This is a genomic window from Streptomyces sp. NPDC031365 (assembly GCF_055569765.1).
The window spans coordinates 16,992-43,319 of the sequence record NZ_JBVIIM010000033.1 but is presented as its reverse complement, the minus strand read 5'-3'; the positions used below and the strand labels follow the sequence as shown (position 1 = coordinate 43,319).

Sequence of the window (26,328 nt, the reverse complement as noted above, 5' to 3'; positions counted from 1 at the left end):
TCAGCCTGCCCAGATGTCATGGAGGCGTACCTCGAGCACGGCCAGCACGACACCGCTCGCGGCGACCGTGAGCGATCCCCAGCGGGAACGCTCGCCCAGCGAGAGGAAACCGGCCGCCGGGACGCACGCGAGCGAGCCGAGCAGATACGCCACGAAGATCGTCGTGCCCTGCTCCGGCTTCTCGCCCCGGGCCAGCTGCACGATCCCGACGACCAGCTGCACCAGTGCCAGCAGCGTGACCACGGCCATCCCGATGAAGTGCCAGTCCTTCGTCGGCTGATCACGGTAGGCGGCCCACCCGCACCAAGCGGCGAGCAGCAGCGCGGCGACAGCGGTCACCACCGTCAGGACGTCAAGCATGGCAGTGACCCTATTACGCCGGAAACCCCCCGGTGTCCTCGCCCCCGGGGGCGCCGGGCCCGGCGTCCTCCGCGACCAGCCCGGCGGCTGTCGCCCAGCTGCCCGCCGGGCCGGCCGCGCCGCCGGTGTGAAGGACCGTGGCCTTGGCCACAACCCACCAGGTCCGCGAGCTGACCGCCGGCCTCGTCGTCGAGGACCTCCCGGCCTTGTCCGCACTGGTCACTGACCGCGGAGTGGAGATCGCCGTACGCCCCTGACGTGCGCGCACCGCTGTCCACGGCCGTCCAGTATGCGGACAGCCGTGTCCGGTCGGGAGTCAACCTCTGCTTTACTGATCGCATGACCACGACGAGCGACCGCATCCTTGCGACCGAGGCGACCATGACGCCCGGTGCTCGTTGTATGTGTCAGTGCCGAATGTGCGCCTTCTAGAGGGCCCCTGCACCACCTGAGCCTCGCGCCCCGAAGCGAGAGCCCCCTTGTGCCCGCGCCCGTGTCCCGCACGCGCGACTGAGCACTGAGCTCTGCCCCCGCGCGCACGTTTCTCCACGGACCCCTTCGCCACGCCCGTGAGACGTGCCGCCCGGCTGCTTTCGACCCTGCATGCCTCGTGTCCGGCGTCCTCGACGCGCCGCGCACTCGACAGTGACGGAAACCCACGTGATCACCACCTCCGGCCTGACCAAGGTCTACCGCTCACGCGGCCGTGAGGTCACCGCCCTGGACGGCGTCGACCTGCACGTCCGCGAAGGCGAGGTCTACGGCGTCATCGGCCAGTCCGGCGCCGGCAAGTCCTCCCTCATCCGCTGCGTCAACCTCCTGGAACGCCCCACCTCCGGCAGTGTGACCGTGGCCGGCCAGGACCTCACCGCCCTCGCCGGACGCGGCCCCCGCGCCGGCCGGGAGCTGCGGCAGGCGCGCAGCCGTATCGGCATGGTCTTCCAGCACTTCAACCTGCTGTCCTCGCGCACGGTGCGGGACAACGTCGAACTGCCCCTGGAGATTCTCGGAACGTCGGGGAAGGAACGTTCCCGCAAGGCGCTGGAACTGCTCGACCTGGTCGGCCTCGCCGACCAGGCCAAGGCCTATCCCGCCCAGCTCTCCGGCGGTCAGAAGCAGCGCGTCGGCATCGCCCGCGCCCTCGCCGGCGACCCCCGGGTGCTGCTCTCCGACGAGGCCACCAGCGCCCTCGACCCGGAGACCACCCGCTCGATCCTGCAGCTCCTGCGCGACCTGAACCGACAGCTCGGGCTCACCGTCCTGCTCATCACCCACGAGATGGACGTCGTGAAGCAGATCTGCGACTCGGCCGCCCTCATGGACCGGGGCCGCATCGTCGAGTCCGGCACGGTCAGCGACCTCCTGGCCACCCCCGGCTCCGAACTGGCCTCCGCGCTGTTCCCGGTCGGCGGCGAAGCCTCCGGCGACGACCGCACCGTCCTCGACGTCACCTTCCACGGCGACAGCGCGACCCAGCCCGTCGTCTCCCAGCTGTCGCGCACCTACAACATCGACATATCGATCCTCGGTGCCGCCATCGACACCGTCGGCGGCCTGCAGGTCGGCCGGATGCGCATCGAACTGCCCGGGCGCTACGAGGACAACGTCGTACCGATCGGCTTCCTGCGTGAACAGGGCCTGCAGATCGAGGTCGTGGGCGATGAGCTGCCCGCGCTGGTGAAGGAGGGGGCCAAGTGACCTGGTCCGAGATGCAGCCGCTGCTGGAACTGGCGTGTACCGAGACGCTGGTCATGGTCGGCTGGTCAAGCCTGATCACCGTCGTCGGCGGCCTCCCCCTCGGCGTCCTGCTCGTCCTCACCGACAAGGGCGGACTGCTGCAGAACACCGTGGTGAACAAGGTCGCCGGCCAGGTCGTGAACATCGGCCGCTCGATGCCGTTCATCATCCTCATGGTCGCCCTGATGAGCTTCACCCGCTGGGTGACCGGGACCACCATCGGCAGCGAGGCCGCGATCGTGCCGCTCGCCATCGGCGGCATCCCGTTCTTCGCCCGCCTCGTCGAGACGGCCGTGCGCGAGGTCGACCAGGGGCTCGTCGAGGCCGCGCAGGCGATGGGCGCCCACACCTGGACGATCGTCCGCAAGGTCCTCGTCCCCGAGTCGCTGCCCTCCCTGATCGCCAGCACCACCACCACGGTCATCGCCCTCATCGGCTACTCGGCCATGGCCGGCACCGTCGGCGGCGGCGGACTGGGCGACCTCGCGCTCCGCTACGGCTACCAGCGCTTCGAGACCGGCCTGATGTGGGTCACCGTCGCGGTCCTCGCCGTGGTCATCTCCCTCATCCAGTTCGCCGGCGACTACGCCGCCCGCTCCCTGCACCGCCGCGGCGCCCGCTCCGGCCCCGGACCGAGGCTGCGGCTCCTGAAGGCCACGAAGCCTGCCCCGGCCGACGTCGGCAAGGTCGCCTGAAACCCCTCCGGACCCCCGAACTCCCCGTCTCGGGGTCGCACCACCCAAGGAAAGGCACTTTTCGTGCGTAACACCGCCAAGATCACCACCGCTGTCCTCGCCGCCGGAGCCCTCACCCTCGGTCTCACCGCCTGCGGCTCCGACAAGGACGCCGCAGCCGACACCTCCGGACCGCTGATCGTCGCCGCGAGCCCCGTGCCGCACGCCGAGATCCTGAACTTCGTGAAGGACAACCTCGCCGACAAGGCCGGCCTCGATCTCGAGGTGAAGGAGTTCACCGACTACGTCACCCCGAACACCGCGACGGAAGACGGTTCCGTCGGTGCCAACTTCTTCCAGACCCAGCCGTACCTCGACGACTTCAACAAGAAGAACGGCACGCACATCGTGTCCGTCGTCGACGTGCACCTGGAGCCGCTCGGCCTCTACTCGGACAAGGCCGCCGAGGCCGACGAGCTGAAGAGCGGCGCGACCATCGCGGTCCCCAACGACACCGTCAACGAGGGCCGCGCCCTGCAGTTGCTCGCCGCCAACGGGCTGATCACACTCAAGGACGGCGTCGGCACCGCGGCGACCCCCGCGGACATCACCAAGAACCCCAAGGACCTCACGTTCAAGGAGCTGGAGGCGGCCCAGACGCCCCGCTCCCTCGAGGACGTCGACGCGGCGGTCGTCAACGGCAACTACGCCATCGAGGCCGACCTCAAGCCCGCCGAGGACGCCCTCGTCCTGGAGTCCGCCAAGGGCAACCCGAACAGCAACCTCCTCGCCGTCAAGGAGGGCCAGGAGGACGACCCGCGCGTGAAGAAGCTCGCCGAGCTCCTCACCTCCCCCGAGGTGAAGAAGTTCATCGAGGACACGTACGCCGGCTCCGTGCTCCCCTCCTTCTGATCCCGCGCACCCGCCACTCACGGGGGCCCTCCACCACGAGGTGGGGAGGCCCCCGTGGTGCGGTTCGGGGCTTGCATGCTGCATGCTGGGCAGCTCAGCAGTACCCGACGGTCTCTCAGATTACGGAGCGGCGCATGACGAGCACCTTCCCCGACATCTCCATCAGCACGGAGCGGTTGGTGCTGCGTCCCCTCGACACGGACGACGTTCCCGCCCTCGCCGCGATGATGAACGACGAGCAGGTCGCCGCCTGGACCGATGTCCCCCGGCCCTTCACCGAGCAGGCCGCCCGCACCTGGATCACCGGGTACGCTCCGGCCGAGCGTGCGGCTGGCAACGGACTCGACCTCGCCGTGACCGAGTTCCTCACCCAGCGCCTGGTCGGCCTCATCCGGCTCACCGAGACCAACTGGCACGTACGGTCCACCGAGCTGTCGTACATCGTCGCCCCCTGGGCGCGAGGCGAGGGCTACGCCTCCGAGGCCGCCCTCGCCACCGCCCAGTGGCTCTTCCGCGACCAGAAGTTCGAACGGATCGAGCTGCGCACCGCCGCCGACAACACGGCCTCGCAGCAGGTCGCCCAGAAGATCGGTTGCATCAGCGAGGGCGTACTGCGAGGCGCCTGCATAGCCCACGTCCGTACCACGGACGGCGGCTGGAGCGACGTACGCACCGACTTCATCGTATGGAGCCTGCTGCCCGAGGACATCGAGGGTGCGGACGGACAACTGGCCGACAGCAGCGGGTTCACCACCTACACGGACTGGAACTGACCTGAGAGGAACCTGCTGGTGGACACCACCGCCCAAGCGGTTCATGGCCGCACCAGGTAACCTCTGGGGACCCGCCCCCGTGCGGAACAGCCGACGACGACCTGCGCAAACCCCAGGAGACTGACGACGATGGCCGACCGGGTCACGGTGATCGGCTGGGACGGCTCGCCGCTGACCGCCGCGGCACGCGCGGCGCTGGGCGCCGCCACGCTGGTGGCCGGCACCGCCCACCATCTGGCGCTCCCCGAGGTGCCCGCCGGGGCCGAACGCATCCGGCTCGGATCCGTCGCCCTCGCCGCCCGCCGCATCGCCGCCCACCGCGGCACGGCAGTCGTCCTCGCCGACGGCGACCCCGGCTTCTTCGGCGTCGTACGGATCCTGCGCGCACCGGAGTTCGGCCTGGAGGTCGAGGTCGTCCCCGGTGTCTCCGCGGTCGCCACCGCCTTCGCCCGTGCCGGCATGCCCTGGGACGACGCCTACGTGGTGGTCGCACACCCGCGCACCCTGCGCCGCGCGGTGAATGTATGCCGAGCCCACACTAAAGTGGCGGTCCTCACCTCTCCCGGCGCCGGCCCCGCCGAACTCGGACTGCTCATGGACGGGATCCACCGCACCTTCGTCATCTGCGAGGAACTGGGCACCCCGCGTGAACAGGTCAGCGTGGTCACCTCCGACAACGCCGCCGACCACACCTGGCGCGACCCCAACGTTGTCATCGTCATCGGCGGGCGGGCCGGCGCCGGTGAGTCCGGCGGCTGGATCGCCGGACGCGACCCCTCGAGCGGCCCGCGTGGATGGTCGCTGCCCGCCGAGGAGTACGGCGGCGGACTCGGCGAGGGGGAGGGCGAACCCCTGCGCACCTCCCAACTCGCCCGGCTGGGACCGCGTCCAGGCGACCTCCTCTGGGACATCGGCTGCGGCAGCGGCGCCTTCGCCACCGACGCCGCCCGGGCCGGCGCCGCCGTCATCGCCGTCGACAGCGACCCGGCCGCCTGTGCCCGCACCGACTCCGCCGCCCGCCGCCACGGGGTCCAGCTCCAGATCGTCCACGGCACGGCTCCCCATGTACTGGAGAACCTCCCCGAGCCGGACGTCGTCCGGGTCGGCGGCGGGGGAGCGGCCGTGGTCTCCGCGGTCGCCGACCGCCGCCCGCAGCGCATCGTCGCGCACGCCGCTACCCGGGACGCGGCCGAACTCATCGGCCGGAACCTGACGGAACACGAGTATCAGGTCGAGTGCGCGCTGCTGCAGTCCGTCGAACTCGACACCAGGGCCTGGACGGAGAAGGAACGGAGCGTCGTGTTCCTGCTCAGTGGCGTGCTGCCCGCGCGTGGCAATTGATCCCATTGTCGTCCCCGTGATCGGGTTGTCGTACCGCACGGGGTAGGCTGGCCGATCGTTGTACCGCGCCGGACGCCCGACGCTTCGTCGGTCAATGTCCGGAAAGCGCGCCCGTTTTGAGGTGGGTCGTGGTATGGCGGGAACCGGAGGGCGCGCAACGTGGCGCAGTCCACAGCGGAACCGTCGCCGATCAAGCTGACGCGACGGCGGTGCGGCCGCGACAATGCCAGTGAATGGCTTTGTCGCCTTTTTCGGGCGGGCCGTTCGTGCCGCTGGGGACGCACGCTCGTTCTTCAGTGTGGGGCGGTCGGTGCGCCGTTCCGGGTGAGCTGGTCGTAGGAGCACTAACCGATGGGCGAGGGGTACGCATGACCGACACCGGCCAGGTCCCGGGCGAGGGACTGCCGGAGAACGCAGGCATGGTGGAGCAGCAGGGCGTCCCCGCGCCCGACGCGTACACCTACCTCTCCGACGGTCCCGCCGAGGACGAAGACCTGCTGCTGCCCGGCGCCCAGGGCGCCTGGGGCAACGAGATCGCTCCGCCCGCCCCCGAGCCGGTCGTCGAGACCGTGCACGCGCCGGGCCCGCACGAGATGGCCGGCCGCGACAGCGGCTCGGTCGACCTCGGCGGCGTGCGGCTCCCCGACCCGGCCCAGTCGCAGACGGCGCCGGCCGCGCCGCGCCGTCCACTGCACCTCGGCCCGCCCATTCCCGACGTCTCCGCGAGCCCGGTCCGGTCCCTCGCCGACCGCGGACCCGCCGACCTGCCGGCCCGTCAGGCGGGCCCGCCGACCCTCGGCCCCGAGTACCTCGACATCCCGCGCGCGCGGGAAGCGGGCGCGCCGCAGGCCGCGGCGCCCTGGGGCACGCAGGCCATGGTGAGCGCGGGGGTGTCGGCAGCCGAAACGGTTGGCCCGCCGGCGGAGCCGAGGGGCGTGGCCCAAGAGGCCGTCACCCGCGTCGCCACGGAGGCCGTCGCGGCCGCGGCACAGGACACGGAGGGGGCGGGCGTCGCCGTCGGCGGCGGGTCCGCGCCGGAGCACGCACCGACGGCCGAGGCACTGGTGGCGTCCGGAGCACCGGGGGCGGGGGCCCAGCCCGCCCAGGCGCCCGGTCCCATGAGTGTGCCGCCTGCGGAGGCCGCCGCTCCCGAACTCGCGCAGGATTCCGGCGTACCGGTGGCCGGGGCGGCCATGAGCGCACCGTCCCCGGAGGCCACCGCGCCGGAGTACGCGCAGGAGGGGGACGAGGCACCGGGTGAGGAGGCCGCGGCACCGGGCGAGGAGGCCGGTCACGTGACGGAACCCGTGGCGGCCGTGGCGACAGATGCCCCGGAGCCCCGGACACCGGACGCGGCGCCGGGCACCGAGGCCGTCCCGGGGACAGCTCAGGTGGCTGAGGAGTCGCAGGCTGCTGCGGTGCCGGGTGTTGAGGGTGTCGTGCCGGAGGGTGCCCGGGGGGGTGAGGTGCCCGGGGCTCAGGTGCTCGGGGAGTCGCACGCCGTGCACGTGCCGGGTGTGGGGGTCGCCGAGCCGGAGCGTGCTCAGGGCCTTGAGGCTCCCGGGGCTGCTCAGGCACCGGGCGCCGGGACCGTCACGCCGGAGCACGCCGAGATTCCGCCAGTACCGGTCTTCGAGGACGTACCGGCTGCGGACGCCACCGCGCCGCAGACCGCCCAGGTGCCCGGCGCCGAAGCCGCAGTGCTCCCCGAGGAGCACGGCGTCGTGCCGGACACCGAACCGTCGGGTGCCGTCGTGCCGGACACCGAACCGCGGGGTGCCGTCGTGCCGGACACCGAACCGCCGGGTGCCGTCGTGCCGGATGCGCAGACCGGTCCGGAGCCGACGGTCGGGCCGACCGCGGCTCAGGCCACCCCGGAGCCTGCCGGAACCACCCCCGGCGCGGCGGGCGCCGAAGCCCTCGTGCGGATCCCCGACGAGGCACCCCTGCCGCTTCGGACCCCGACCGCCGACGGTCCGCAGACGCCGCACGCTCCTGACGGAACGGTCGACGCCGACACCACACCGACCCCGGCCCCTCCGGTCCAGGGCCCCCAGCAGACCCCTGCCACCCCCCTCCCCGAGCCGGAGGGGACCCTCGGCCGGTTCGTCCCCGTGGACGGCACCGTGCCCACCGCCCCGCAGCTCGGACCGACCCCGCCGCAGGGCGTGACCGTCCCCGCGCGGGAGCCTCACGAGGCGGGCGCCGACGCCGTACCGTCCACGCACGGCCCCGACCTCGCACAGGACCCGGAGGACCTGGACACCCAGGGCGCCGGCGTGGAGCCGGAAACGGCGCCGCCCGCCGGTTCGGCCGCCCCCGGCTACGACGACGCCGAGCGCGAGGCCGTGCTGAAGGTGATGCGCGAGCGCCGGGACATCCGCAACGGTTTCCGAGGCGACCCCATCCCGCACGAGGTGCTGCTGCGCGTCCTGGAGGCCGCCCACACCGCGCCCTCCGTCGGCCACTCGCAGCCCTGGGACTTCGTCGTCATCCGCTCCGCCGAGACCCGGCGCGGCATGCACGAACTGGCCATGCGCCAGCGCGACGCCTACGCCAAGTCCCTTCCCAAGGGCCGGGCGAAGCAGTTCAAGGAACTGAAGATCGAGGCCATCCTCGACACCCCGGTGAACATCGTCGTCACCGCCGACCCCACGCGCGGTGGCCGGCACACCCTGGGCCGGCACACCCAGCCGCAGATGGCGCCGTACTCCTCCGCGCTCGCCGTGGAGAACCTCTGGCTCGCCGCCCGCGCCGAGGGTCTCGGCGTCGGCTGGGTCAGCTTCTTCGACGAGCGCGAGATGGTCCGCGCTCTGGGACTGCCCGACCATCTCGAGGTCGTCGCCTACCTGTGCGTCGGGTACGTCGACGAGTTCCCGGACGAGCCCGAGCTGATGCAGGCCGGCTGGTCCAAGCGCCGGCCCCTGTCCTGGGTCGTGCACGAGGAGACGTACGGCCGTCGCGCCCTGCCCGGAGAGGACCCCCACGACCTGCTCGCCGAGACCGTCGCGCAGATCCGCCCGCTGGACGCCAAGGCGCTCGGTGAGGCGTGGGAACGCCAGAAGCGCATGACCAAGCCCGCGGGCGCACTCGGCATGCTGGAGATCATCTCCGCCCAGCTGTCCGGCCTGTCCCGCCAGTGTCCGCCGCCCATCCCGGAGCCCGCGGCCGTCGCGATCTTCGCCGGCGACCACGGGGTGCACGCCCAGGGCGTCACCCCCTGGCCGCAGGAGGTCACCGCCCAGATGGTGGCCAACTTCCTCGGCGGGGGAGCGGTGTGCAACGCCTTCGCCACCCAGGTGGGCGCCGAGGTCTGCGTCGTCGACGTGGGTGTCTCCTCCGACCTCCCGGCCACCCCCGGTCTGCTGCCACGCAAGATCCGCGCCGGTACGTCCGACATGACCACGGGGCCCGCGATGACCCGCGAGGAGGCCAAGCAGGCCATCGAGGTCGGCATCGAGACCGCTCGCGACCTGGTGGCGGCCGGCAACAAGGCCTTGCTCACCGGTGAGATGGGCATCGCGAACACCACCGCGTCCGCCGCCCTCATTGCGGTCTTCACCGGCGCCGACCCGGCCGAGGTCACCGGCCGGGGCACGGGGATCAACGACGAGACCCTCGCCCGCAAGACCGACGTCGTGCGCCGCACCCTCGACCTCCACCAGCCGGACCCGGCCGACCCCCTCGGGGTCCTGGCCGCCGTCGGAGGTTTCGAGCACGCGGCCATCGTCGGCCTGCTCCTCGGCGGGGCGTCACTGCGTACGCCGGTGATCCTGGACGGCGTCAGCGCCGGTGCCGCCGCCCTGGTGGCCCGGGCCATCGCCCCCGAGGTCCTGGCCGCCTGCATCGCGGGCCACCGCAGTGCCGAGCCCGGCCATGTGGCCGCCCTGAACAAACTGGGCCTGCGTCCCCTGGTCGACCTCGACCTGCGCCTGGGCGAAGGCACGGGCGCACTGCTCGCCCTGCCCCTGGTCCAGAGCACCGCACGGGCGATGCACGAGGTGGCGACGTTCGATTCGGCCGGGGTGACCGAAAAGTAACCTGGACGGCTGTGGGCAGTCGTTCCGCAGGGCGGAACGGGTGGGCACAGCCGTCCACCCGCACGTGCCGGGGCCGGGGGCAGCGCCCGGTCTCGGGAAGGGGCGGGCCGGGGGAGAACACCCCGCCCACCCCGGCCCTCACCGGACGCGCGCTTAAAATCCCCACGCCAGGCCGCTCCGAAGCCGCAGCGCGCCCGCTGACCCACCGCTTGCCCGAGGAGCCCACCTGATGGCCGAACACCCCGCCTACCCCGTAGGCCTCCGCCTCACCGGTCGCCGCGTGGTCGTCCTCGGCGCCGGCCAGGTCGCCCAGCGCCGCCTCCCCGCCCTCATCGCGGCGGGCGCCGACATCCACCTCGTCTCCCCCGAAGCCACCCCTTCGGTGGAGGCCATGGCGGACACCGGCGAGATCACCTGGCACCGGCGCCCCTACACCGACGGCGATCTCGCCGACGCCTGGTACGCCCTCATCGCCACCAGCGACCCCGGCGCCAACACCGCGGCGTCCGCCGAAGCGGAGCGCCACCGCGTCTGGTGCGTCCGCTCCGACGACGCCGACGCGGCGACGGCGTGGACCCCGGCCACCGGCTCCAGCGAAGGCGTCACCGTCGCCGTGCTCACGACGAAGGCGCGCGGACGCGACCCCCGCCACACCGCCGCCATCCGCGACGCCGTGGTCGAAGGCCTGCGCGACGGCACCCTGGTGGCCCCGCACCATCGCACCCGCACCCCGGGCGTCGCCCTCGTCGGCGGCGGCCCGGGCGACCCGGACCTGATCACCGTGCGCGGCCGCCGCCTGCTCGCCGAGGCGGACGTCGTCATCGCCGACCGGCTCGGCCCGCGCGACCTGCTCGCCGAACTTCCGCCGCACGTCGAGGTGATCGACGCGGCGAAGATCCCCTACGGCCGCTTCATGGCCCAGGAGGCCATCAACAACGCGCTCATCGAGCACGCCCGCCAGGGCAAGTCGGTGGTCCGGCTCAAGGGCGGCGACCCCTACGTCTTCGGCCGCGGAATGGAGGAGCTCCAGGCGCTCGCCGAGGCGGGCATCCCGTGCACCGTCGTCCCCGGTATCTCCAGTTCCATCTCCGTCCCGGGTGCGGCCGGCATCCCCGTCACCCACCGTGGTGTGGCGCACGAGTTCACCGTGGTCAGCGGCCATGTCGCCCCCGACGACGAACGCTCCCTCGTCGACTGGCCGTCCCTGGCCAAACTGACCGGCACCCTCGTCGTCCTCATGGGTGTCGACAAGATCGGCCGCATCGCCGAGACCCTCGTGGCGAACGGCAGGTCCCCGGACACGCCCGTCGCCCTGGTCCAGGAGGGCACCACGGCCGCCCAGCGCCGTGTCGACGCCACACTCGCCACCGTCGCCGGGACCGTCGTCGCGCAGCAGGTCAAGCCGCCGGCCGTCATCGTCATCGGCGAGGTCGTCGGCGTCGGCCCGCGCGGGGCGGTCTGACATGGCCGAACTCATCACCGTCGACGACCCCGGCGACCCGCGGCTGCACGACTACACCGGCCTGACCGACGTCGAACTGCGCCGTCGGCGCGAACCTGCCGAGGGCCTGTTCATCGCCGAGGGCGAGAAGGTCATCAGGCGCGCCGGGGAGGCCGGTTACGCGATGCGGTCGATGCTGCTCTCCGCGAAGTGGGCCGACGTCATGCGGGACGTCATCGACCGCTCCGACGCACCGGTGTACCTCGTGGACCCCGCGCTCGCCGAAGAGGTCACCGGCTACCACGTGCACCGCGGCGCGCTCGCCTCCATGCAGCGCCGGCCCCTGCCCACGGCGGCCGACGTGCTCCGCACCGCCCGCCGGGTCGTCGTCATGGAGTCGGTCAACGACCACACCAACATCGGCGCCATCTTCCGCTCGGCCGCCGCCCTGGGCATGGACGCCGTGCTGCTCTCCCCGGACTGCGCCGACCCCTTGTACCGGCGCAGCGTGAAGGTGTCGATGGGCGCGGTCTTCTCCGTGCCGTACGCGCGGGTGGACACCTGGCCCAAAGGACTGGAGACGGTGCGCGACGCCGGGTTCCGGCTGCTCGCCCTCACCCCCGGTGAGAAGGCCGTGCCGCTGGACGAGGCGGCCCCGCACCGGATGGAACGGGTGGCCCTGATGCTCGGGGCGGAAGGCAGTGGTCTGTCCGCCCGCGCCCTGGCCGCCGCCGATGAGTGGGTCCGTATCCCGATGTCCCACGGCGTCGACTCCCTCAACGTGGGAGCGGCGGCCGCGGTCGCCTTCTACGCGGTGGCCACGGGCCGTCCGCGGGAGTAGCGGCGCGGACGCTCCCGTCGCTGTCGCGCCCTCACCCCGGTCCCTGGCAGCCCTGCACCAGCGCGATGCCCAGCGCGACCACCAGCGTCACCACGACGAACACGAACAGCCGCTGCCTGAGCAGCCGCGGATTGGCCGGACGCAGACCCGTCCCGGTCGTCCGGGGACCCGGGCGGCGGGCACCGGTGCCGGACCGGGTGGTGCGGGACGACGGTCCGGGCCGCGAACCGGACCGGGATGGTGTGCCCGCGCGCGAGGAACTGTCGCGTGCGGAATCGCCCCGTGAGGCGGGCACGCTCCGCCTGTTGCGACCGGAGGACGGCCCGCCGCCCCGGGGCGCGGCGCCGCGCCCGCGCGGTGGCGGGGTTCCCTGACCGCCCTGCCGGCGCTGCGCGCGGTCGGGGTAGGTGTCCGCGAGGTGTCCGGTGGGCCGGTCGGGCTCGGGGGCACGCGGCGCCGGCGGACGGACGTCGGCGAGGCCCTGGGCCTCCCGTGCGGCGATCTCCTTGAGCCGCAGTGACAGTTGGAGCGTGCTGGGCCGCTCCTCGGGGTCCTTCGCCAGGCACGCGCGCACCAGCGGGGCCAGCGCGTCCGGTACACCCTGCAGTTGGGCCTCCTCGTGCACCACGCGGTACAGCATCACCTCGGAACTGCCGTGCCCGAAGGGGGAGTCGCCCATCGACGCGTACGCGAGCGTGGCGCCCAGGGAGAAGACGTCCGTGGCCGGAGTGACGGCCGCCCCGCGCACCTGCTCCGGGGCGAGGAAGCCGGGCGAGCCGACCGCCGTGCCGACGTGCGTGAGCGTCGAGGCGCCCGTGGCCCAGGCGATGCCGAAGTCGATGATCCGCGGCCCTTTCGGGGACAGCAGGATGTTGGACGGCTTGAGGTCCCGGTGCACCACACCGGCCTCGTGCACGGCGACCAGCCCTTCGGACAGTGCCGCACCGACGGCTGCGACCTCGGCCGCGACGAGCGGCCCCTCGCCGGCGACCTTGTCGTGCAGTGACGGGCCGGGCACGTACTGCGTGGCGAACCACGGCCGCTCCGCGTCGAGGTCGGCGGCCACCAGCCGGGCCGTGCAGCCGCCACGGATGCGCCGTGCCGCCGAGACCTCGCGTGCGAACCGTGAGCGGAACTCCTGGTCCTCCGCCAGATCGGGGCGGATCACCTTCAGCGCGACCCGCTGCCCCTTCTTGTCGGAGCCCAGGTAGACCACGCCCATCCCGCCCGCGCCGAGCCGCCGGTGGAGCCTGAAAGAGCCGACGACGCGCGGGTCCTCGCGCCTCAGGCGCATCATCGCCATGTTCATCCCCGCTGCCCGGTCCTGTGACGTGCCACAGCTTACGTTTCCCCAGCGGCCCGTGCGCAGAGGCCGCGCCCTCTCGAACCGACGGATTGTCAGTGGTGGGTGGGAGACTTGAAAGGTGGTCAGGGAGCGTGCGGACAGGCCGGGTTCGCGCGAGCGAAGATCCCAACCACCCGACACCGAAGGGGGATTGATCGCGTGAAGGGTGACCGTGTGGAGATCGTCGTGGATGCGGGGGACATGACGCGTACGTACGAGGTGGTGGCGAGCAGGGCGGGGCGCAGGGTGGAGACCGCGGTGCGCCGGGGGGTGGTCGAAGTGAGCGAAGTCACCCGCACCGGTGCCGTCGTGCGGACGGCCCGGTTCATGGCGAACCGGGTGCTCGCGTTGGTGGAGCAGCCGGTACCGCGTGAGGACGGGTCGGAGAAGACGGGGCAGAGCGGGCGTCCCTTCGGGGTTGTCCCTGAGACGTAGGGCCCCGTCTCCACCCAGGGGAGTACAGCGCAGGGCATGGCTCATCCTCCGGGAGGCCCGGCAATCGGTACGAGGGCATGACGTCCCTCGGGCGCCGGACCCCTAGATTTGAGGTCAAGCGGCGGGTGGAGCACTCGTCCCCCGAGGTCAGACGCCCGCCGCTGCAAAAGACAACAGAAACGGCCAGGAGAGGGACCATGGCGTACACGGCACCGCGGACAGTGGTTCGCACGCGGGATCGCGGCGAGGGCCGCCGGCACCCGCTGGTGGCAACGCTGATGGCCCTTCCTCTGGCGGTCCTGCTCCTCCTCGTCTTCGACGGGTGGGAGACAGTGGCCATACAGGCGTCGTCCGTGGGAGAGATGCTGGGGCGCTGAGCGGCGCCCCAGGCCCGGAAGAGCGGTCCGGGCGGGGACATCCACCCATGAAACCCCGTGGGGACGGGGGTGCGGCGGACGGCAGAATGCCGGCGCAGCTGGGGAGCTGCGCCGGCATTGCCCTGCGCGCACACCTGTCGACGGGGCCCGCGCCCCGTACCCTCAGCCCCGTGACCACGGATCTCCTCCCCGCCCTGACAGCCCATGTCACGGCGACAGCCCACGCCCGCCCCGGTACCGGTACCGGCCCCTGCGCCTGCCCCGCAGAACCCCTCGTCACCGGCGAACACGACACCACCGTCGTCCGCCACGACACCACCGTCGCCAAGGCCCACGCCCCCGGCACCGACCTCGCCCACCTCGCCCTCCGTGTCACCACCGCCGCCGCACTCCCCGGCGTCCTCCTCCCCCCGCTCTCCCCGGCCCCCGTCGCACTGTGCGGACGGCTCGTCACCCACTGGCCGTACGGGATCCCCGTGGACCCGGACGACCCCGACGCCGCCCCCTGGGAGGCCGCGGCCACCCTCCTCGCCCGCCTCCACCGCACCCCGCCCCCCGTCCCCGTACCCCCCATGCGCGGCCCCTCGAAGGCCGCCCGCGCCATCGCCCGTCTCCGGGCCACCACCCCGGTCACTGCCACCGCCCTCCACCACCCCGCCACCGCGCCCGTACTGGACGCCTGGTCCGCACTCCCCGACTGGGCCCGCGGAGAGGCATCCATGCCGGACACGGCGACCCTCTGTCACGGCGACTTCCACCTCGGCCAGCTCATACGCCACCCGGCGAGCGCAGCCCCCTGGCTGCTGATCGACGTCGACGACCTCGGCACCGGCGTGCCGGCATGGGACCTGGCCCGCCCTGCGGCCTGGTACGCCTGCGGACTGCTCGGGCCCGACGAGTGGCACCGCTTCCTGACCGCCTACCGTGCGGCGGGCGGCCCGGCCGTGCCGTCCGACGGCGACCCCTGGCCCGCGCTGGACGTCCCGGCCCGTGCCCTCACGGTCCAGAGCGCCGCCCGGGCCGTCACCAAGGCGGTCGCGGCGGACCGGCCGCTGGACGAGGCGGAGCAGTCACTGGTCGACGCCTGCGCGCGTATGGGCGCCGTACGCCCCGCCTCCCCACGGGGGTGAGCCGGGATTCCGCGAAGTAGGGTGCAACCGACCCGCGGCCGGACGCAGTCTGTCCTGGCGATACGCGAAGCGGGAACGACCGGCGAGGAGTTGACCGATCATGCAGTGTCCGAAGTGCCGTGCCCCCATGCACACCTACAACCGCAACGGTGTTCAGATCGAGCAGTGCAGCGGGTGCCGAGGCATATTCCTCGACTACGGCGAGCTGGAGTCGCTGACCCGGCTCGAGTCCCAGTGGTCTCAGCCCGCACCGCCCGCGGCACCGCCCGTCGCCCCGCCCGCCGCTCCGCAGGCGTACCCGGCGGCCCCCCAGGCTCCCGCGTGGGGCGCCCCGCACGGCGGTCACTACGGTAACCGCCGCCACAAGAGCTTCGGGCACATGCTCTTCTCCAGCTGACGCACACGCCGAAGCCCCCGGCCGCAGGGCCGGGGGCTTCGCGAGGTGTGGACGATACTGGGATTGAACCAGTGACCTCTTCCGTGTCAGGGAAGCGCTCTCCCGCTGAGCTAATCGTCCTCGGGAACCGGGACCGCTCCGAGGAGCGGATCACGGGCACTGCGTGCGCGATACTGGGATTGAACCAGTGACCTCTTCCGTGTCAGGGAAGCGCTCTCCCGCTGAGCTAATCGCGCTGGGGATCCAGGGATCCAGTGGACGATACTGGGATTGAACCAGTGACCTCTTCCGTGTCAGGGAAGCGCTCTCCCGCTGAGCTAATCGTCCTTGGAGGTGGAGACGGGATTTGAACCCGTGTAGACGGCTTTGCAGGCCGTTGCCTCGCCTCTCGGCCACTCCACCAGGAGTGCGGGGGCCGGGATGCCCCTCTTCCTTCGAGCGGACGACGAGGTTCGAACTCGCGACCTCAACCTTGGCAAGGTTGCGCTCTACCAACTGAGCTACGTCCGCCTGTCGGTTCGGTCCGCTCACGCTTCCCGGCGACGAACTGAACTCTAGCGGATTCCGGGGCCAGTACAAAAACCCGTTTGCGCAGCGTGCTGCGCTGCACCCGCTCACGGAGGGGCCCGGCGGGCCGCGACAGGTGCGCCCAGGTCGCCCGGGAGCGCGTCCGCCATAGACTCGACACGTGCTCGACCTCCCACCTCTCGCCCGCTTCGGCGACCGTCTCGCCACCGGGCTCCTCGACGTCACCGACGACCCGGCCGCGCTGGACTCCACCGGTTTCTGGGCCGTCGCCGCCGACTTCGGGGGCCGTGTGACCTGCGCCCGCTTCCGGGACGTCAGGGAGCGGGCGGTTCCGGCGCCGGTGCCCGGACGCTGGCGGGGACCCTCGACCGGTGACTGGTCGTCCTCACTCGACCACCGTACGTACACGGCTGCCGTCCGGCGCATTCGCGAGCACATAGCCGCCGGCGAGGTCTACCAGGCGAACCTCTGCCGCGTCCTGTCCGCGCCCGTGCCGGCCGACGCCGACGTGGACGCCCTCACCGCCCTGCTGGCCAGGGGCAACCCCGCGCCCTATGCCGGAACGATTCGGCTGCCGGGGCACGGGGTGGAGATCGCCACCGCGTCGCCCGAGCTGTTCCTGCGCCGGGAGGGCCGGGTCGTCGAGTCCGGGCCGATCAAGGGGACCGGGCGGACCGAGGCCGACCTGCTCGAGAAGGACCATGCCGAGAACGTCATGATCGTCGACCTGGTCCGCAACGACATGGGACGGGTATGCGCCACCGGCTCGGTGACGGTGCCCGACCTGTGTGCCGTCGAGAAGCACCCCGGTCTGGTCCACCTCGTGTCGACGGTGCGCGGGGAGCTGCGGACCGGTGCCGGCTGGGCGGACCTCCTCGCGGCCGCCTTCCCGCCCGGCTCCGTCACCGGGGCGCCCAAGTCGAGCGCCCTGCGGATCATCGACGCCCTGGAGACGGCGCCCCGCGGCCCGTACTGCGGCGGCATCGGCTGGGTCGACGCCGACCGAGGCACCGGTGTGCTGGCGGTGGGCATCCGCACCTTCTGGATCGACCGAGGCGCGGACGGCGGCGCCGTGCTGCGCTTCGGCACCGGCGCCGGGATCACCTGGGGCTCCGACCCCGAGGGGGAGTGGCGGGAGACCGAACTGAAGGCCTCCCGGCTGCTCGCGGTAGCGTCGGGAACGTACGAGGTGAGTGAAGGGACCTAGAGGTGAAGATCTGGCTCGACGGCGGGCTGCAGGACATCGAGTCCGCCCGCGTCTCCGTCTTGGACCACGGGCTGACCGTGGGCGACGGCATCTTCGAGACCGTGAAGGCCGTGGACGGCCGTCCGTTCGCGCTCACCCGGCATCTCGACCGGCTGACCCGCTCGGCCCGGGGCCTCGGGCTGCCCGACCCCGACCTCGACGAGGTCCGCCGCGCCTGCGCCGCCGTGCTCGAGGCCAACCCCATGCCGCTCGGCCGGCTGCGCCTCACCTACACCGGCGGACGCGGCCCGCTCGGCTCCGACCGCGGCGAGCACGGCACGACCCTCGTCGTCGCCCTCGGCGAGACCATCCGCCGCCCCGACTCCACCGCCGTCATCACCGTCCCCTGGACCCGCAACGAGCGCGGCGCGCTCACCGGGCTGAAGACCACCTCGTACGCCGAGAACGTCGTCGCCCTCGCCCGCGCCCGGGAACACGGTGCCTCCGAGGCGGTGTTCGGCAACACCGTCGGCCGGCTCTGCGAGGGCACCGGCTCGAACGTCTTCGTCGTGCTCGACGGCGAGCTCCACACCCCGCCGCTCGCCTCCGGCTGCCTCGCGGGCATCACCCGTGCCCTCGCCGTCGAGTGGACCGGCGCCAGGGAGACCGACCTGCCGCTGGACGCGCTGCGGCGGGCCGAGGAGATCTTCCTCACCTCCACCCTGCGCGACGTGCAGGCCGTGCACCGTGCCGACGACCGTGAACTGCCCGGCGCGCCCGGTCCGGTGACCGCCAAGGCCATGCGGATCTTCGACGAGCGCTCCGCGGCCGACCTCGATCCGTGACGGTCCGGAAATTCGGCTGATCCTCGGCGCTGCAGCGGGTAGAACCCCTGTGATGACCACCACCCTGCGGCCGGTCGAGCCGCTTCAGCAGCATCCGGACGGTACGCGTTCGCGCCGCTACCAGGTGTGCGTGAACAGCCGTCCGGTCGGGGCCGTCCACCTCGGCACGCACCCCGTCTTCGGTGATGCCGTGGCCCGGATCATGAGCCTGAGCATCGAGGAAGCGGACCGCCGGCGCGGCCGGGGCACGGTGGCCGCCCTCGCGGCGGAGGAGGTGGTGCGCGGCTGGGGCTGCCGCCGTATCGAGGCAGCGGTCCCCGCCGGGCCCGGCTCCGCGTTCGGGCTCGCCACGGCGCTCGGCTACGCCGTACGCAACCGGAACATGGAGAAGCCGCTCGGCGACACCCCGCCGGACCTGCCGGAGGGCAGCGTGGCCCGGCCCATGACCGAGGCGGAGTTCGGGCCCTGGACGGCCAGGAGCCAGGCGGAGTACGCGCGGAGCTGGATCGAGCGCGGGGTGCCGGAGGCCGAGGCACGGGCCAAGGCGGTCAACGACAACGCCTCGCTCCTGCCCGACGGCCGGGCCACCGAGGGCATGCTCTTCAGCGTCCTCGAACACCGGGGCACCCCGGTGGGCACCCTGTGGTTGGCGGTGACCGGGGAACAGGCCTTCGTCTTCGACGTCGAGGCCGACGCCACCCACCGCGGCCGGGGGCACGGACGCGCCCTCATGCTGCTCGCAGAGGCCCAGGCGGTCGCCGCGGGCAAGCGGGCCGTCGGCCTCAACGTCTTCGCCGGCAACACACCGGCCGAGCGGCTTTACGACACACTCGGCTACGGCACGACGCGGTACTTCATGTACAAGGCGCTCGTGTAGCCCCGGCTTCGGCGGGGCTGCTCCGGTGTCAGCCCCGCTGCCCGGCCAGCAGCCCGTCCGCGATCTCCTCGATGCGCTCGAGCAGGCCCTCCTGGCTCTTTCCGCCGTCGAGGCGCTCACCGCCGATCACATACGTCGGGGTGCCGGTCACCCCGATCGCCTTGCCCTCGGCCTGGTCCGCGTCCACGATCAGGATGTGCCGTCCGTCGATGAGCGCGGTGTCGAACTCCTCGGCGTCCAGACCGAGTTCCCGGGCGATCTCGACGAGGAAAGCATCTCCCCGGCGGTCCAGCTCCTCGACCCTCCCCAGCACGGCCTCGACGTACGCCCAGCCCCGTCCCTGCTCCAGCGCCTCCTCGACGGCCTGGGCGGCGGCGAAGGCGTGCTTGTGCTTCTCCAGCGGGAAGTGCCGCAGCCGCAGCTCCAGGCGGTCGCCGTAGCGGGCCCGCAGGGCACGGAGATCGTCGAGGGCGCTTCGGCAGTCGGGGCACTGCAACTCGCACCAGACGTCGAGGACGGGGATGGCGGCGGGACGGACGGGGGAGGAGTCGCTCATGGGACACAGTCTTCCAGTCCGGCTCCGGACCACCCGAGCCAGCCCGCCCGCACGTGGACCTGGGGAGGACCCGACCCGGAGATGTCCCTGATGTCCGGCCGGAACATGGCCCCGCGGGGCCCGGCAGGTGCAGGATGGGAGGAGAAGGAAAGACCGCTGCGACCGCACGCTGCCTGGAGGAACGGATGATTGCCGAGACCGTCTGCTCCGCCGTCTCCGCGGCGGGCCTGGGCATCGCGGTGGTCACGGCCTACCGCAAACGCTTTCTCGCCGCGGCCCGCATCGTGGCCTATGCACTGGTGCCCGTCGCCCTGGTGATGACCGGCGTCGTCGACTGGCTGGCCGACACGGCGTTCAGCCCGACGGCCTGGGCGGGCTTCGGGCTGCTGGGCCTGTCCTGGGTGCTGTTCGCGACCACACGCACCGTGGAGCGCCGCCGTCGCGGCACCCGCAAGGAGCGCAAGGCCGCCCGGGCGGCGGAAGGCTCCGGCGCGGTGGCGCCGGGTGCTTCGGCACCCGCCCTGGGCCAGGGGACCCGCCCCGCGGCCAAGCAGGCGAAGCAGGCGCCTGCCTCCCGGGGCGACGACGACTTCAGCGACATCGAGGCCATCCTCAAGAAGCACGGCATCTGACGTCGGGAGCCGTACGGAAACGTCACAGGACGTCCCGGAGCGCCCGGATGTGATCACAACCCGAACCGTAGATCGCGGATTCGGCGAACTCACACGCCTTCCGTGAGTGTTGATCGCGTTGTGTGCTTCCGATGCGTCATCATCGCGGCGAGATGCTGGACACAACACAGAGCGATGCCACGCAGCAGCAGGACGAGCCGCGTGGATGCCTCTTCGCCCTATCCCAGCCACCGCTGATGATCTTCCTTGCGGTGATCGGGTGTCTGCTGCTCACGGCTGCCCTGCACGACCTGCTGTGGCTGTGAGCCGTACCCGCGGTACCCGACGTCACCCGTCGGGACCGCGTCGGCACGGCATCGACAGTCCTCGCCGCACGACACCTCGGCCGTTCCTGGTCCGGCGCCGGACCGGTTCCGCCCGCGCGGGGTCCCCGAGCCCGCCCCGCGCGCGGGGCGCCGACGGGGACGGCGGATCAGCCCGCCGCCTCCTTGCGTCGCGCCCGGTAGGCGGCGACGTGCAGGCGGTTGCCGCAGGTGCGGCTGTCGCAATAGCGGCGTGAGCGGTTGCGGGAGAGGTCGACGAAGGCGTGCCGGCAGTCCGGGGCCTCACAGCGCCGCAGCCGCTCCTGCTCCCCGGCCACCACGAAGAACGCCAGCGCCATTCCGCAGTCGGCGGCGAGATGATCCGCCACGGAGGCGCCGGGCGCGAAGTAGTGCACGTGCCAGTCGTAGCCGTCGTGGTCGGTGAGCCGGGGGGTGGTGCCCGCGGCGGCGATCAGGTCGTTGATCAGCCCGGCCGCAGCGCGGGCGTCGGGCGCGGCAAAGACCGCCGCGAACCGGCCGCGGATCCTGCGCACCGCGGCCAGGTCGGCCTCGGTGAGCATCCCGACCTCACTGACCTGGTGCTCCCGGACGAAAACCTCGAGGGCCGCGACGCCCGGCAGTCCGTCCGGCGTCGTGTGGTCCTCCGGCGCGGTGTTCACCAGATCCACCACGGTGTCGAGTGCGCACCGGGTGTCGTGGGTGATCAGCACGTTTCGCTCCCTGGCCTGGGGTCGGGCGGGCGCCCGCCGATGCTGGCCGATGGTAGTGGCTCCGGCGTGCACCGTACCTCTCCGCTCCGCACATGGTTCCGACACCGACGCCGGAACACCCCTCCCGGTCGTTCGGGCCCGCACCCGTCCCTCGCCCAGCCTCACCGCACGTGCACATCACGCGGCGTACAGCACAGCGGCGCCGTCCGCGGAAACCCGCGGCGTCGGCGCCGTTGTGTGTGAGCCGTACGCGGCTGCCCGCATGCGGCTGTCCGGGCCCGAGCCGTCACCCCGAGTCGACGGCGCCGGGCTGCGTGGTGAGCCTCGCCTAGCTTTCCGCCAGGATGTGCGAGAGCTCCTGATCGAGGTCGAAGTGCCGGTGTTCCGTGCCGGGCGGCACGGCGGCGTCTGTGCGCTTCAGGAAGGACTCCAGGGCCCGTGCGGGGGCCTCGAGCAGGGCTTCCCCCTCCGGTGAGCTCAGGGCGATGCACACGACGCCCTGACCGTGACTGCGCGACGGCCAGACGCGGACGTCGCCGGTGCCCGTGGGGCGGTGAAGTCCCTCGGCGAGGAGGTCGCGGGCGAACACCCACTCGACGGTCTCCTCGGCTCCGGTGTGGAAGGTGGCGTGCACGGCGTAGGGGTCGGCCGTGTCGTACCGCAGGCCTGCGGGGACAGGCAGGGAGGACTCGCTCGACACAACGAGGCGCAGGTGCAGCTCGCAGCTGACCGTGGTGTTCATAAGCGCCAGGGCCTTTCGCTCAGTGTGCGCTCGGGGATTCGCACGTCGGCGAAATCGACATGCCACCTACGGTGCCGTTGTAAACCCCTCTGAGTGTTTTGCGTGGGTTTACGTAACCCTTCCGGCGGAGAGATCGTTCGCCACGTGCTTCCATTCCGGTGATGTGTTTGGCTCCGGTAGTGTCTGGCCGTATGAACACGGGGAGTAGCAAGACTGGCGAGGCCACGGTGGCGGCTCACGGGGTGACGGTGGACGAGGGCGAGGGCCGGGACGAGCGGGCGCTCGGGTCGAGGGCACCGGAGTTCGTCAAAGCGCGGCGTGCGCTGCACCTCAGCTGGCAGGTCGGCGTCTTCGTCGTCGGCCTCGCGGTCGTGGCGGCCGGTGCCGCGATGCTGGTACTGCCGGGACCGGGCTGGGTCGTGATCTTCGGCGGTATGGCGATCTGGGCCACCGAGTTCGTCTGGGCCCAGCTGGTGCTGCGCTGGACCAAGCGCAAGGTCACCGAGGCGGCTCAGCGGGCCCTGGACCCCAAGGTGCGGCGCCGGAACATCATCCTGACCTCGGTCGGACTGGTGATCGTGGCCGCGCTGGCCGGCGTCTATCTGTGGCAGTTCGGCCTCGAGCTGCCCTGGAAGATCAAGGACCAGTGATCCGCGCCGGGGCCGGCCCGCCCGGCCCCCGCTGGTCACAGGCACCCCCTGACATGGGGTAATGTTCTTCATGCGTCCGGGCGATTAGCTCAGTGGGAGAGCGCTTCGTTCACACCGAAGAGGTCACTGGTTCGAACCCAGTATCGCCCACCGGATCATCAGGCGGCCCGGCTCACGAAGCGTGAGCCGGGCCGCCTTGTCATGAGTGGCCGGGAGAGCCGTCCCGGCCGTTCCGCTTCCGGTCGCCTTCATCCGGACGTGACCTTCCCATGCGCCCGCTCCGGCCCGCTCTGCGGCGTTCGGCCCGTCGGTCATGGTGCGCCCACCTCGGGGTTTCGCTCCCTGTGCGAGTCCACGGCCGAGGCCGCCACCGTCATCGTGGACCCGTGGCGGCCATGAATTCCTGTCCGCATCATTGACGTGCCCGTAGGCCCTCCGTACCTTATGCCAGCAAGCGCTTACTTGAAACGATTCATGAGGCGGACGCGAACGTCGCGGGGAGGCTCACATGCAGCAGGGCAGGGATGCGGAGAGGCGGACCGGGAGGCGGACGATCCTCAAAGCGGCGGGGGCCTCGCCGGCCGTCGGGGGACTCGGTGCGACGGTCACCGCCTGCGGTGGCGGCAGCGGCTCGGGCGATGGGACGGTGACAATCCGTTACGCGTGGTGGGGTGGTGAGCCGCGCACCATCGCCATCAAGAAGACGATCGCGCTCTTCGAGAAGAAGCATCCGAAGATCAGGGTCAAGCCGGAATTCACCGACTACGAGGCGTTCTGGGAGAGTTCCAGGCCCAGGCCTCCGGCCGGAATCCGCCGGACGTTTTCCAGAACGCGGTCGGTTTTCTGCGTAAGTACGACAAGCGCGGTGTTCTGCTGGATCTGAAGAAGCAGGCGGACGCCGGGAATCTGAGCCTGGACAACTTCCGCAACGGCGTCCTGGCGAACGGTCAGGTCGACGGCAAGCAGATCGCCGTCCCCGTCGGCGCCAACACCATGGCGCTCGTCATCGACCTCAAGGCCTTCGAGAAGGCCGGCGTGGAGGCGACGTTCGGCTGGACCTGGGACGAGTACTTCGACGCGCTGCGGACGAACCAGGACAAGCTGAAGATCGCCGGTGACACCGGCTACTTCAACGCGAGCAAGGCGGAACAGGCGGAGCGGTACGGCTCCCACTTCGGCAACCTGATCCTCTTCCAGGGCCACTCCCGCCTCGACGCCTACGCCGCGGTACGGACCGGCGACGGGAAACTGGCGAAGAGGGCCTGGGAGAAGTTCTACGACTCCGACGGCTACAAGGAGTCGGCACCCTGGAAGACCGAGAAGGTGAGTGGCCCGACCGCCCTGGTCGCGGGAGTCGAGGCCACCTGGATCTCCACCAACGACACCGCGCTCTACGGCCTCGCCGCCATCGAGAACCTGGCGCTCTAGGGGGACCGGATGCCGTAACCGCACATCCGGGGCGCGGGCGGGCACACTCCGTACATGGACTGGAACCATTACCGCTTCCGCAGTCTGTGGACCCTGTCCGCGCCCGCCTCGACGGTGTACAACGCACTGGAACGGATCGAGGACTACCCCCTGTGGTGGCCCCAGGTGCGCGAGGTCACCCGCCTCGACGACACCAGCGGAATCGTCACGATCCGCTCCCTCCTGCCGTACGCCCTGACCTCGACCGTGCGGGAGGGGCGGCGCGACCGGGAGACCGGGGTCCTGGAGGCGGGCCTGTCCGGCGACATCGACGGCTGGGCCCGCTGGACCGTCACCGGCCTGGGAGTCCACGGCTGTCTCGCCCACTACGAGCAGGAGGTCGACGTCCGCAGACCACTGCTGCGCCTGCTCGCCGTGCCGGCCCGGCCCGTCTTCCGCGTCAACCACGCCCTGATGATGCGGGCCGGCCGGCGGGGACTGGCCGCACACCTCCGAGCGGTTTGAAGGAAGCCTCCCGGGACCTGTATTGTTCAGTGCGTTCCCGGGCGATTAGCTCAGTGGGAGAGCGCTTCGTTCACACCGAAGAGGTCACTGGTTCGAACCCAGTATCGCCCACCAGGGAAGGCTCACCGGGACAAGGGAAGTACCGCATGTCCCTTGCCACTGCCTCCCACCCGCCGAACCGGCGCCCTCACCCCTCGGGGTCGGGGCGCCGTCGGCATTCCGGGGCGCACCCTTCCACCACACGCGTTGACCCGGACGGTTCACGCCCCGTTCGGTGCCGCGCGAGCCGTGCCGTCCCGCGCTTCCCGCGACGGGGCTGAGCAGTGCATGGCCGACCAGCGGAAGCAAGAAGCCAAGACCTTCGCCCGCTGCCTGAGTGACGCGGTCACCCGCGTACCGTCCCGCACGCGCCGTCGGCTCCGCGTTCACGCAGCCGCCGGCAGATCCGGACGCAGCGGCCACGCCGGGTCCACCACCTCTTCCGTGCCGCCGTGCGCGGACCACGCCTGGAGCCCGCGCGCCTGCGCCGCGTGCCACACCGCCTGCAGGGTGTGCAGCTCACCGGGGGACAACCGCTCCAGCCGGGACGCGAAGCGCCGCCCGACCGCCCGGGCGACCTCCAGTGCGGCCGCCGCGTCCGCCGCCGCGTCGTGCGCCGCCTCCAACGGCACCTCGTACTGCGCGCACAGGTCGGTCAGCGTGCGGCTCCCCTTGCGGCAGCGGTCCAGATGCCTGTCCAGCACCCACGGGTCCAGCACCAGCAGCGGCGTCCGCTCGAACCAGCGGGCCAGCGACGACGCCCGGTGCCGGCGCAACTCCCGGTCCAGCAGCGTGAGATCGAACGGCGCGTTCATCACCACCAGGGGCCGGCCCACCCGGGCCTGCTCCGCGAGCGCCTGTGCCACCTCGTACATCACCGGCGCCGGCCAGCGGCCGTCGAGCCGCAGATGCTCCTCCGTCAGCCCGTGCGGCAGCGTCGCCCCGGCCGGCACCGGCACCCCCGGATTCACCAGCCAGCGGGTCACCCGGGGCCGGCCCCCCGGTCCGTCCTGGACGACGAGAGCGGCCGACACGATCCGGTCGGTCTCGACGTCCGCGCCCGTCGTCTCCGCGTCGAAAGCGGCCAACGGCCCTTCGTACCAGCACGCCATACCCAACAACCCCTCGCTCACCACCGGCAGTTGACGCGTCATCCACTGCCCGATCGGGTGATACCCGGGCTGAAACACTGTTCTGGAGAGCTGCCGGCCATGGCCATCGCGCAGCCCGAACGGGGGAGGCTGCCGCCCGGCCGCGCGCCGGCCTCGCGCGGCACCCTCGCCACCCGCGCCCGCACCGGATTCCACGGTGACCGGCACCGGCGCACGGCCGCGGTCGTGCTGGAGACCGTCCTGGTCGGGTCGGCACCGGGTGGACGCCGGCTCACCGCGTCCGCCCTTCTCACCCGGCGGTCCGCCCGTCCCTGCGCGAGGCCGGTCCGCGCCACCGGCGCGCGGAGCCGTCCGTCACGGTGCGGGTCACCGGCGCCGTCGTACGGATGCACC

27 protein-coding genes, 7 tRNA genes and 1 pseudogene are annotated in these 26,328 nt (G+C 72.1%); 24 read left to right on the top strand and 11 right to left on the bottom strand.

What is annotated here, in order from left to right; translation table 11 throughout:
• A complete protein-coding gene (locus ACZ5C2_RS32995) occupies nucleotides 1-360 on the bottom strand; it encodes a hypothetical protein (RefSeq protein ID WP_468799559.1) in 360 nt (119 codons plus the stop codon).
• Between the two features lie 94 nt (nucleotides 361-454).
• Here ACZ5C2_RS32995 and ACZ5C2_RS32990 point away from each other — a divergent pair.
• The 9 genes and pseudogenes from ACZ5C2_RS32990 to ACZ5C2_RS32950 all read left to right on the top strand — a co-directional run.
• Nucleotides 455-617 (top strand): annotated as a pseudogene (locus ACZ5C2_RS32990) (HAD family hydrolase); the annotation flags it as partial.
• A gap of 346 nt (nucleotides 618-963) precedes the next feature.
• Complete coding sequence (locus tag ACZ5C2_RS32985) at nucleotides 964-2,058, top strand: methionine ABC transporter ATP-binding protein (protein ID WP_468799557.1); 1,095 nt, start codon at nucleotides 964-966, stop codon at nucleotides 2,056-2,058.
• On the top strand, nucleotides 2,055-2,792 hold the full coding sequence (locus ACZ5C2_RS32980) for a methionine ABC transporter permease (protein ID WP_468799555.1): 738 nt from the start codon (nucleotides 2,055-2,057) through the stop codon (nucleotides 2,790-2,792). Before ACZ5C2_RS32985 ends, ACZ5C2_RS32980 begins: the two co-directional genes overlap by 4 nt.
• 63 nt (nucleotides 2,793-2,855) lie before the next feature.
• Nucleotides 2,856-3,683 carry a MetQ/NlpA family ABC transporter substrate-binding protein gene (locus ACZ5C2_RS32975; RefSeq protein ID WP_468799553.1) on the top strand — a complete coding sequence of 276 codons (828 nt, stop codon included), beginning with the start codon at nucleotides 2,856-2,858 and terminating at the stop codon, nucleotides 3,681-3,683.
• A gap of 134 nt (nucleotides 3,684-3,817) precedes the next feature.
• Nucleotides 3,818-4,456 (top strand): GNAT family N-acetyltransferase, encoded by a 639-nt coding sequence (locus ACZ5C2_RS32970; protein WP_468799551.1) that lies wholly within the window; start codon nucleotides 3,818-3,820, stop codon nucleotides 4,454-4,456.
• A 129-nt stretch (nucleotides 4,457-4,585) separates the two neighbouring features.
• Entirely contained in the window at nucleotides 4,586-5,797 is a 1,212-nt protein-coding gene (gene cbiE / locus ACZ5C2_RS32965; RefSeq protein ID WP_468799549.1) for a precorrin-6y C5,15-methyltransferase (decarboxylating) subunit CbiE, read from the top strand.
• Between the two features lie 368 nt (nucleotides 5,798-6,165).
• Nucleotides 6,166-9,837, top strand: coding sequence for a nicotinate-nucleotide--dimethylbenzimidazole phosphoribosyltransferase (gene cobT, locus ACZ5C2_RS32960; protein WP_468799547.1), 3,672 nt, complete (start codon nucleotides 6,166-6,168; stop codon nucleotides 9,835-9,837).
• Between the two features lie 229 nt (nucleotides 9,838-10,066).
• The gene (gene cobA, locus ACZ5C2_RS32955) at nucleotides 10,067-11,299 is read left to right on the top strand and encodes a uroporphyrinogen-III C-methyltransferase (RefSeq protein WP_468799545.1); all 1,233 of its coding nucleotides are present in this window, start codon (nucleotides 10,067-10,069) and stop codon (nucleotides 11,297-11,299) included.
• Nucleotide 11,300: 1 nt separating this feature from the next.
• Nucleotides 11,301-12,119, top strand: a complete 819-nt coding sequence (locus tag ACZ5C2_RS32950) for a TrmH family RNA methyltransferase (protein WP_468799543.1) — start codon at nucleotides 11,301-11,303, stop codon at nucleotides 12,117-12,119.
• A 31-nt stretch (nucleotides 12,120-12,150) separates the two neighbouring features.
• On the opposite strand, the gene ACZ5C2_RS32945 is transcribed toward ACZ5C2_RS32950, so the two are convergent.
• Nucleotides 12,151-13,428, bottom strand: coding sequence for a serine/threonine-protein kinase (locus ACZ5C2_RS32945; RefSeq protein ID WP_468799541.1), 1,278 nt, complete (start codon nucleotides 13,426-13,428; stop codon nucleotides 12,151-12,153).
• Between the two features lie 195 nt (nucleotides 13,429-13,623).
• On the opposite strand from ACZ5C2_RS32945, the gene ACZ5C2_RS32940 reads away from it, so the two are divergent.
• The 4 genes from ACZ5C2_RS32940 (at nucleotide 13,624) to ACZ5C2_RS32925 (ending at nucleotide 15,803) form a co-directional block, all read left to right on the top strand.
• A complete protein-coding gene (locus ACZ5C2_RS32940) occupies nucleotides 13,624-13,899 on the top strand; it encodes a hypothetical protein (RefSeq protein WP_468799539.1) in 276 nt (91 codons plus the stop codon).
• 197 nt (nucleotides 13,900-14,096) lie between these two features.
• On the top strand, nucleotides 14,097-14,276 hold the full coding sequence (locus ACZ5C2_RS32935; RefSeq protein ID WP_468799537.1) for a hypothetical protein: 180 nt from the start codon (nucleotides 14,097-14,099) through the stop codon (nucleotides 14,274-14,276).
• Nucleotides 14,277-14,446: 170 nt separating this feature from the next.
• Nucleotides 14,447-15,406, top strand: a complete 960-nt coding sequence (locus tag ACZ5C2_RS32930) for a phosphotransferase family protein (RefSeq protein ID WP_468799535.1) — start codon at nucleotides 14,447-14,449, stop codon at nucleotides 15,404-15,406.
• 100 nt (nucleotides 15,407-15,506) lie between these two features.
• Nucleotides 15,507-15,803, top strand: a complete 297-nt coding sequence (locus ACZ5C2_RS32925; protein WP_468799533.1) for a TFIIB-type zinc ribbon-containing protein — start codon at nucleotides 15,507-15,509, stop codon at nucleotides 15,801-15,803.
• 48 nt (nucleotides 15,804-15,851) lie between these two features.
• Here the strand turns inward: ACZ5C2_RS32925 and ACZ5C2_RS32920 are convergent.
• The 5 genes from ACZ5C2_RS32920 to ACZ5C2_RS32900 all read right to left on the bottom strand — a co-directional run bounded on the left by ACZ5C2_RS32920 (nucleotide 15,852) and on the right by ACZ5C2_RS32900 (nucleotide 16,313).
• Nucleotides 15,852-15,923 (bottom strand) — tRNA-Val (locus ACZ5C2_RS32920).
• A gap of 44 nt (nucleotides 15,924-15,967) precedes the next feature.
• Nucleotides 15,968-16,039 (bottom strand) — tRNA-Val (locus ACZ5C2_RS32915).
• 19 nt (nucleotides 16,040-16,058) lie between these two features.
• Nucleotides 16,059-16,130: transfer RNA gene (locus ACZ5C2_RS32910), tRNA-Val, on the bottom strand.
• Nucleotide 16,131: 1 nt separating this feature from the next.
• Nucleotides 16,132-16,205: transfer RNA gene (locus tag ACZ5C2_RS32905), tRNA-Cys, on the bottom strand.
• 35 nt (nucleotides 16,206-16,240) lie between these two features.
• Nucleotides 16,241-16,313: transfer RNA gene (locus ACZ5C2_RS32900), tRNA-Gly, on the bottom strand.
• A 178-nt stretch (nucleotides 16,314-16,491) separates the two neighbouring features.
• Between ACZ5C2_RS32900 and ACZ5C2_RS32895 the strand changes: the two genes are divergently transcribed.
• Genes ACZ5C2_RS32895 through ACZ5C2_RS32885 form a run of 3 tightly spaced genes read left to right on the top strand, consistent with a single transcriptional unit; the run spans nucleotide 16,492 to nucleotide 19,239 of the window.
• Complete coding sequence (locus ACZ5C2_RS32895) at nucleotides 16,492-17,538, top strand: chorismate-binding protein (RefSeq protein WP_468799531.1); 1,047 nt, start codon at nucleotides 16,492-16,494, stop codon at nucleotides 17,536-17,538.
• 2 nt (nucleotides 17,539-17,540) lie between these two features.
• On the top strand, nucleotides 17,541-18,362 hold the full coding sequence (locus tag ACZ5C2_RS32890; RefSeq protein WP_468799529.1) for an aminotransferase class IV: 822 nt from the start codon (nucleotides 17,541-17,543) through the stop codon (nucleotides 18,360-18,362).
• Nucleotides 18,363-18,414: 52 nt separating this feature from the next.
• Entirely contained in the window at nucleotides 18,415-19,239 is an 825-nt protein-coding gene (locus ACZ5C2_RS32885) for a GNAT family N-acetyltransferase (RefSeq protein WP_468799527.1), read from the top strand.
• A gap of 28 nt (nucleotides 19,240-19,267) precedes the next feature.
• Here the strand turns inward: ACZ5C2_RS32885 and ACZ5C2_RS32880 are convergent, their stop codons facing one another.
• Entirely contained in the window at nucleotides 19,268-19,795 is a 528-nt protein-coding gene (locus tag ACZ5C2_RS32880; RefSeq protein WP_468799525.1) for a DsbA family protein, read from the bottom strand.
• Between the two features lie 185 nt (nucleotides 19,796-19,980).
• Here ACZ5C2_RS32880 and ACZ5C2_RS32875 point away from each other — a divergent pair, with 185 nt between their 5' ends.
• Complete coding sequence (locus ACZ5C2_RS32875) at nucleotides 19,981-20,427, top strand: hypothetical protein (protein ID WP_468799523.1); 447 nt, start codon at nucleotides 19,981-19,983, stop codon at nucleotides 20,425-20,427.
• A 152-nt stretch (nucleotides 20,428-20,579) separates the two neighbouring features.
• A complete protein-coding gene (locus tag ACZ5C2_RS32870) occupies nucleotides 20,580-20,732 on the top strand; it encodes a hypothetical protein (protein WP_468799521.1) in 153 nt (50 codons plus the stop codon).
• A gap of 167 nt (nucleotides 20,733-20,899) precedes the next feature.
• Here the strand turns inward: ACZ5C2_RS32870 and ACZ5C2_RS32865 are convergent, their stop codons facing one another.
• Both ACZ5C2_RS32865 and ACZ5C2_RS32860 read right to left on the bottom strand, forming a co-directional pair.
• Nucleotides 20,900-21,460: a CGNR zinc finger domain-containing protein gene (locus ACZ5C2_RS32865; RefSeq protein ID WP_468799519.1), complete on the bottom strand. Its 561-nt coding sequence runs from the start codon at nucleotides 21,458-21,460 to the stop codon at nucleotides 20,900-20,902.
• A 328-nt stretch (nucleotides 21,461-21,788) separates the two neighbouring features.
• Nucleotides 21,789-22,202 (bottom strand): SsgA family sporulation/cell division regulator, encoded by a 414-nt coding sequence (locus ACZ5C2_RS32860; protein WP_004002642.1) that lies wholly within the window; start codon nucleotides 22,200-22,202, stop codon nucleotides 21,789-21,791.
• A gap of 191 nt (nucleotides 22,203-22,393) precedes the next feature.
• Between ACZ5C2_RS32860 and ACZ5C2_RS32855 the strand changes: the two genes are divergently transcribed.
• The 6 genes from ACZ5C2_RS32855 (at nucleotide 22,394) to ACZ5C2_RS32830 (ending at nucleotide 24,898) form a co-directional block, all read left to right on the top strand.
• Nucleotides 22,394-22,852: a TIGR02611 family protein gene (locus ACZ5C2_RS32855; RefSeq protein ID WP_468799517.1), complete on the top strand. Its 459-nt coding sequence runs from the start codon at nucleotides 22,394-22,396 to the stop codon at nucleotides 22,850-22,852.
• Nucleotides 22,853-22,930: 78 nt separating this feature from the next.
• A tRNA-Val gene (locus tag ACZ5C2_RS32850) sits at nucleotides 22,931-23,002 on the top strand.
• Nucleotides 23,003-23,360: 358 nt separating this feature from the next.
• The gene (locus ACZ5C2_RS32845) at nucleotides 23,361-23,735 is read left to right on the top strand and encodes a hypothetical protein (protein ID WP_468799515.1); all 375 of its coding nucleotides are present in this window, start codon (nucleotides 23,361-23,363) and stop codon (nucleotides 23,733-23,735) included.
• Nucleotides 23,627-24,280 (top strand): ABC transporter substrate-binding protein, encoded by a 654-nt coding sequence (locus ACZ5C2_RS32840; protein ID WP_468799633.1) that lies wholly within the window; start codon nucleotides 23,627-23,629, stop codon nucleotides 24,278-24,280. The genes ACZ5C2_RS32845 and ACZ5C2_RS32840 overlap by 109 nt, the downstream gene beginning before the upstream one ends.
• A 54-nt stretch (nucleotides 24,281-24,334) precedes the next feature.
• Nucleotides 24,335-24,784 (top strand): SRPBCC family protein, encoded by a 450-nt coding sequence (locus tag ACZ5C2_RS32835; protein WP_468799513.1) that lies wholly within the window; start codon nucleotides 24,335-24,337, stop codon nucleotides 24,782-24,784.
• Nucleotides 24,785-24,823: 39 nt separating this feature from the next.
• Nucleotides 24,824-24,898, top strand: a tRNA-Val gene (locus ACZ5C2_RS32830).
• A gap of 311 nt (nucleotides 24,899-25,209) precedes the next feature.
• Here the strand turns inward: ACZ5C2_RS32830 and ACZ5C2_RS32825 are convergent.
• The gene (locus ACZ5C2_RS32825) at nucleotides 25,210-25,935 is read right to left on the bottom strand and encodes an exonuclease domain-containing protein (protein ID WP_468799631.1); all 726 of its coding nucleotides are present in this window, start codon (nucleotides 25,933-25,935) and stop codon (nucleotides 25,210-25,212) included.
• Nucleotides 25,936-26,328: the final 393 nt, after the last annotated feature.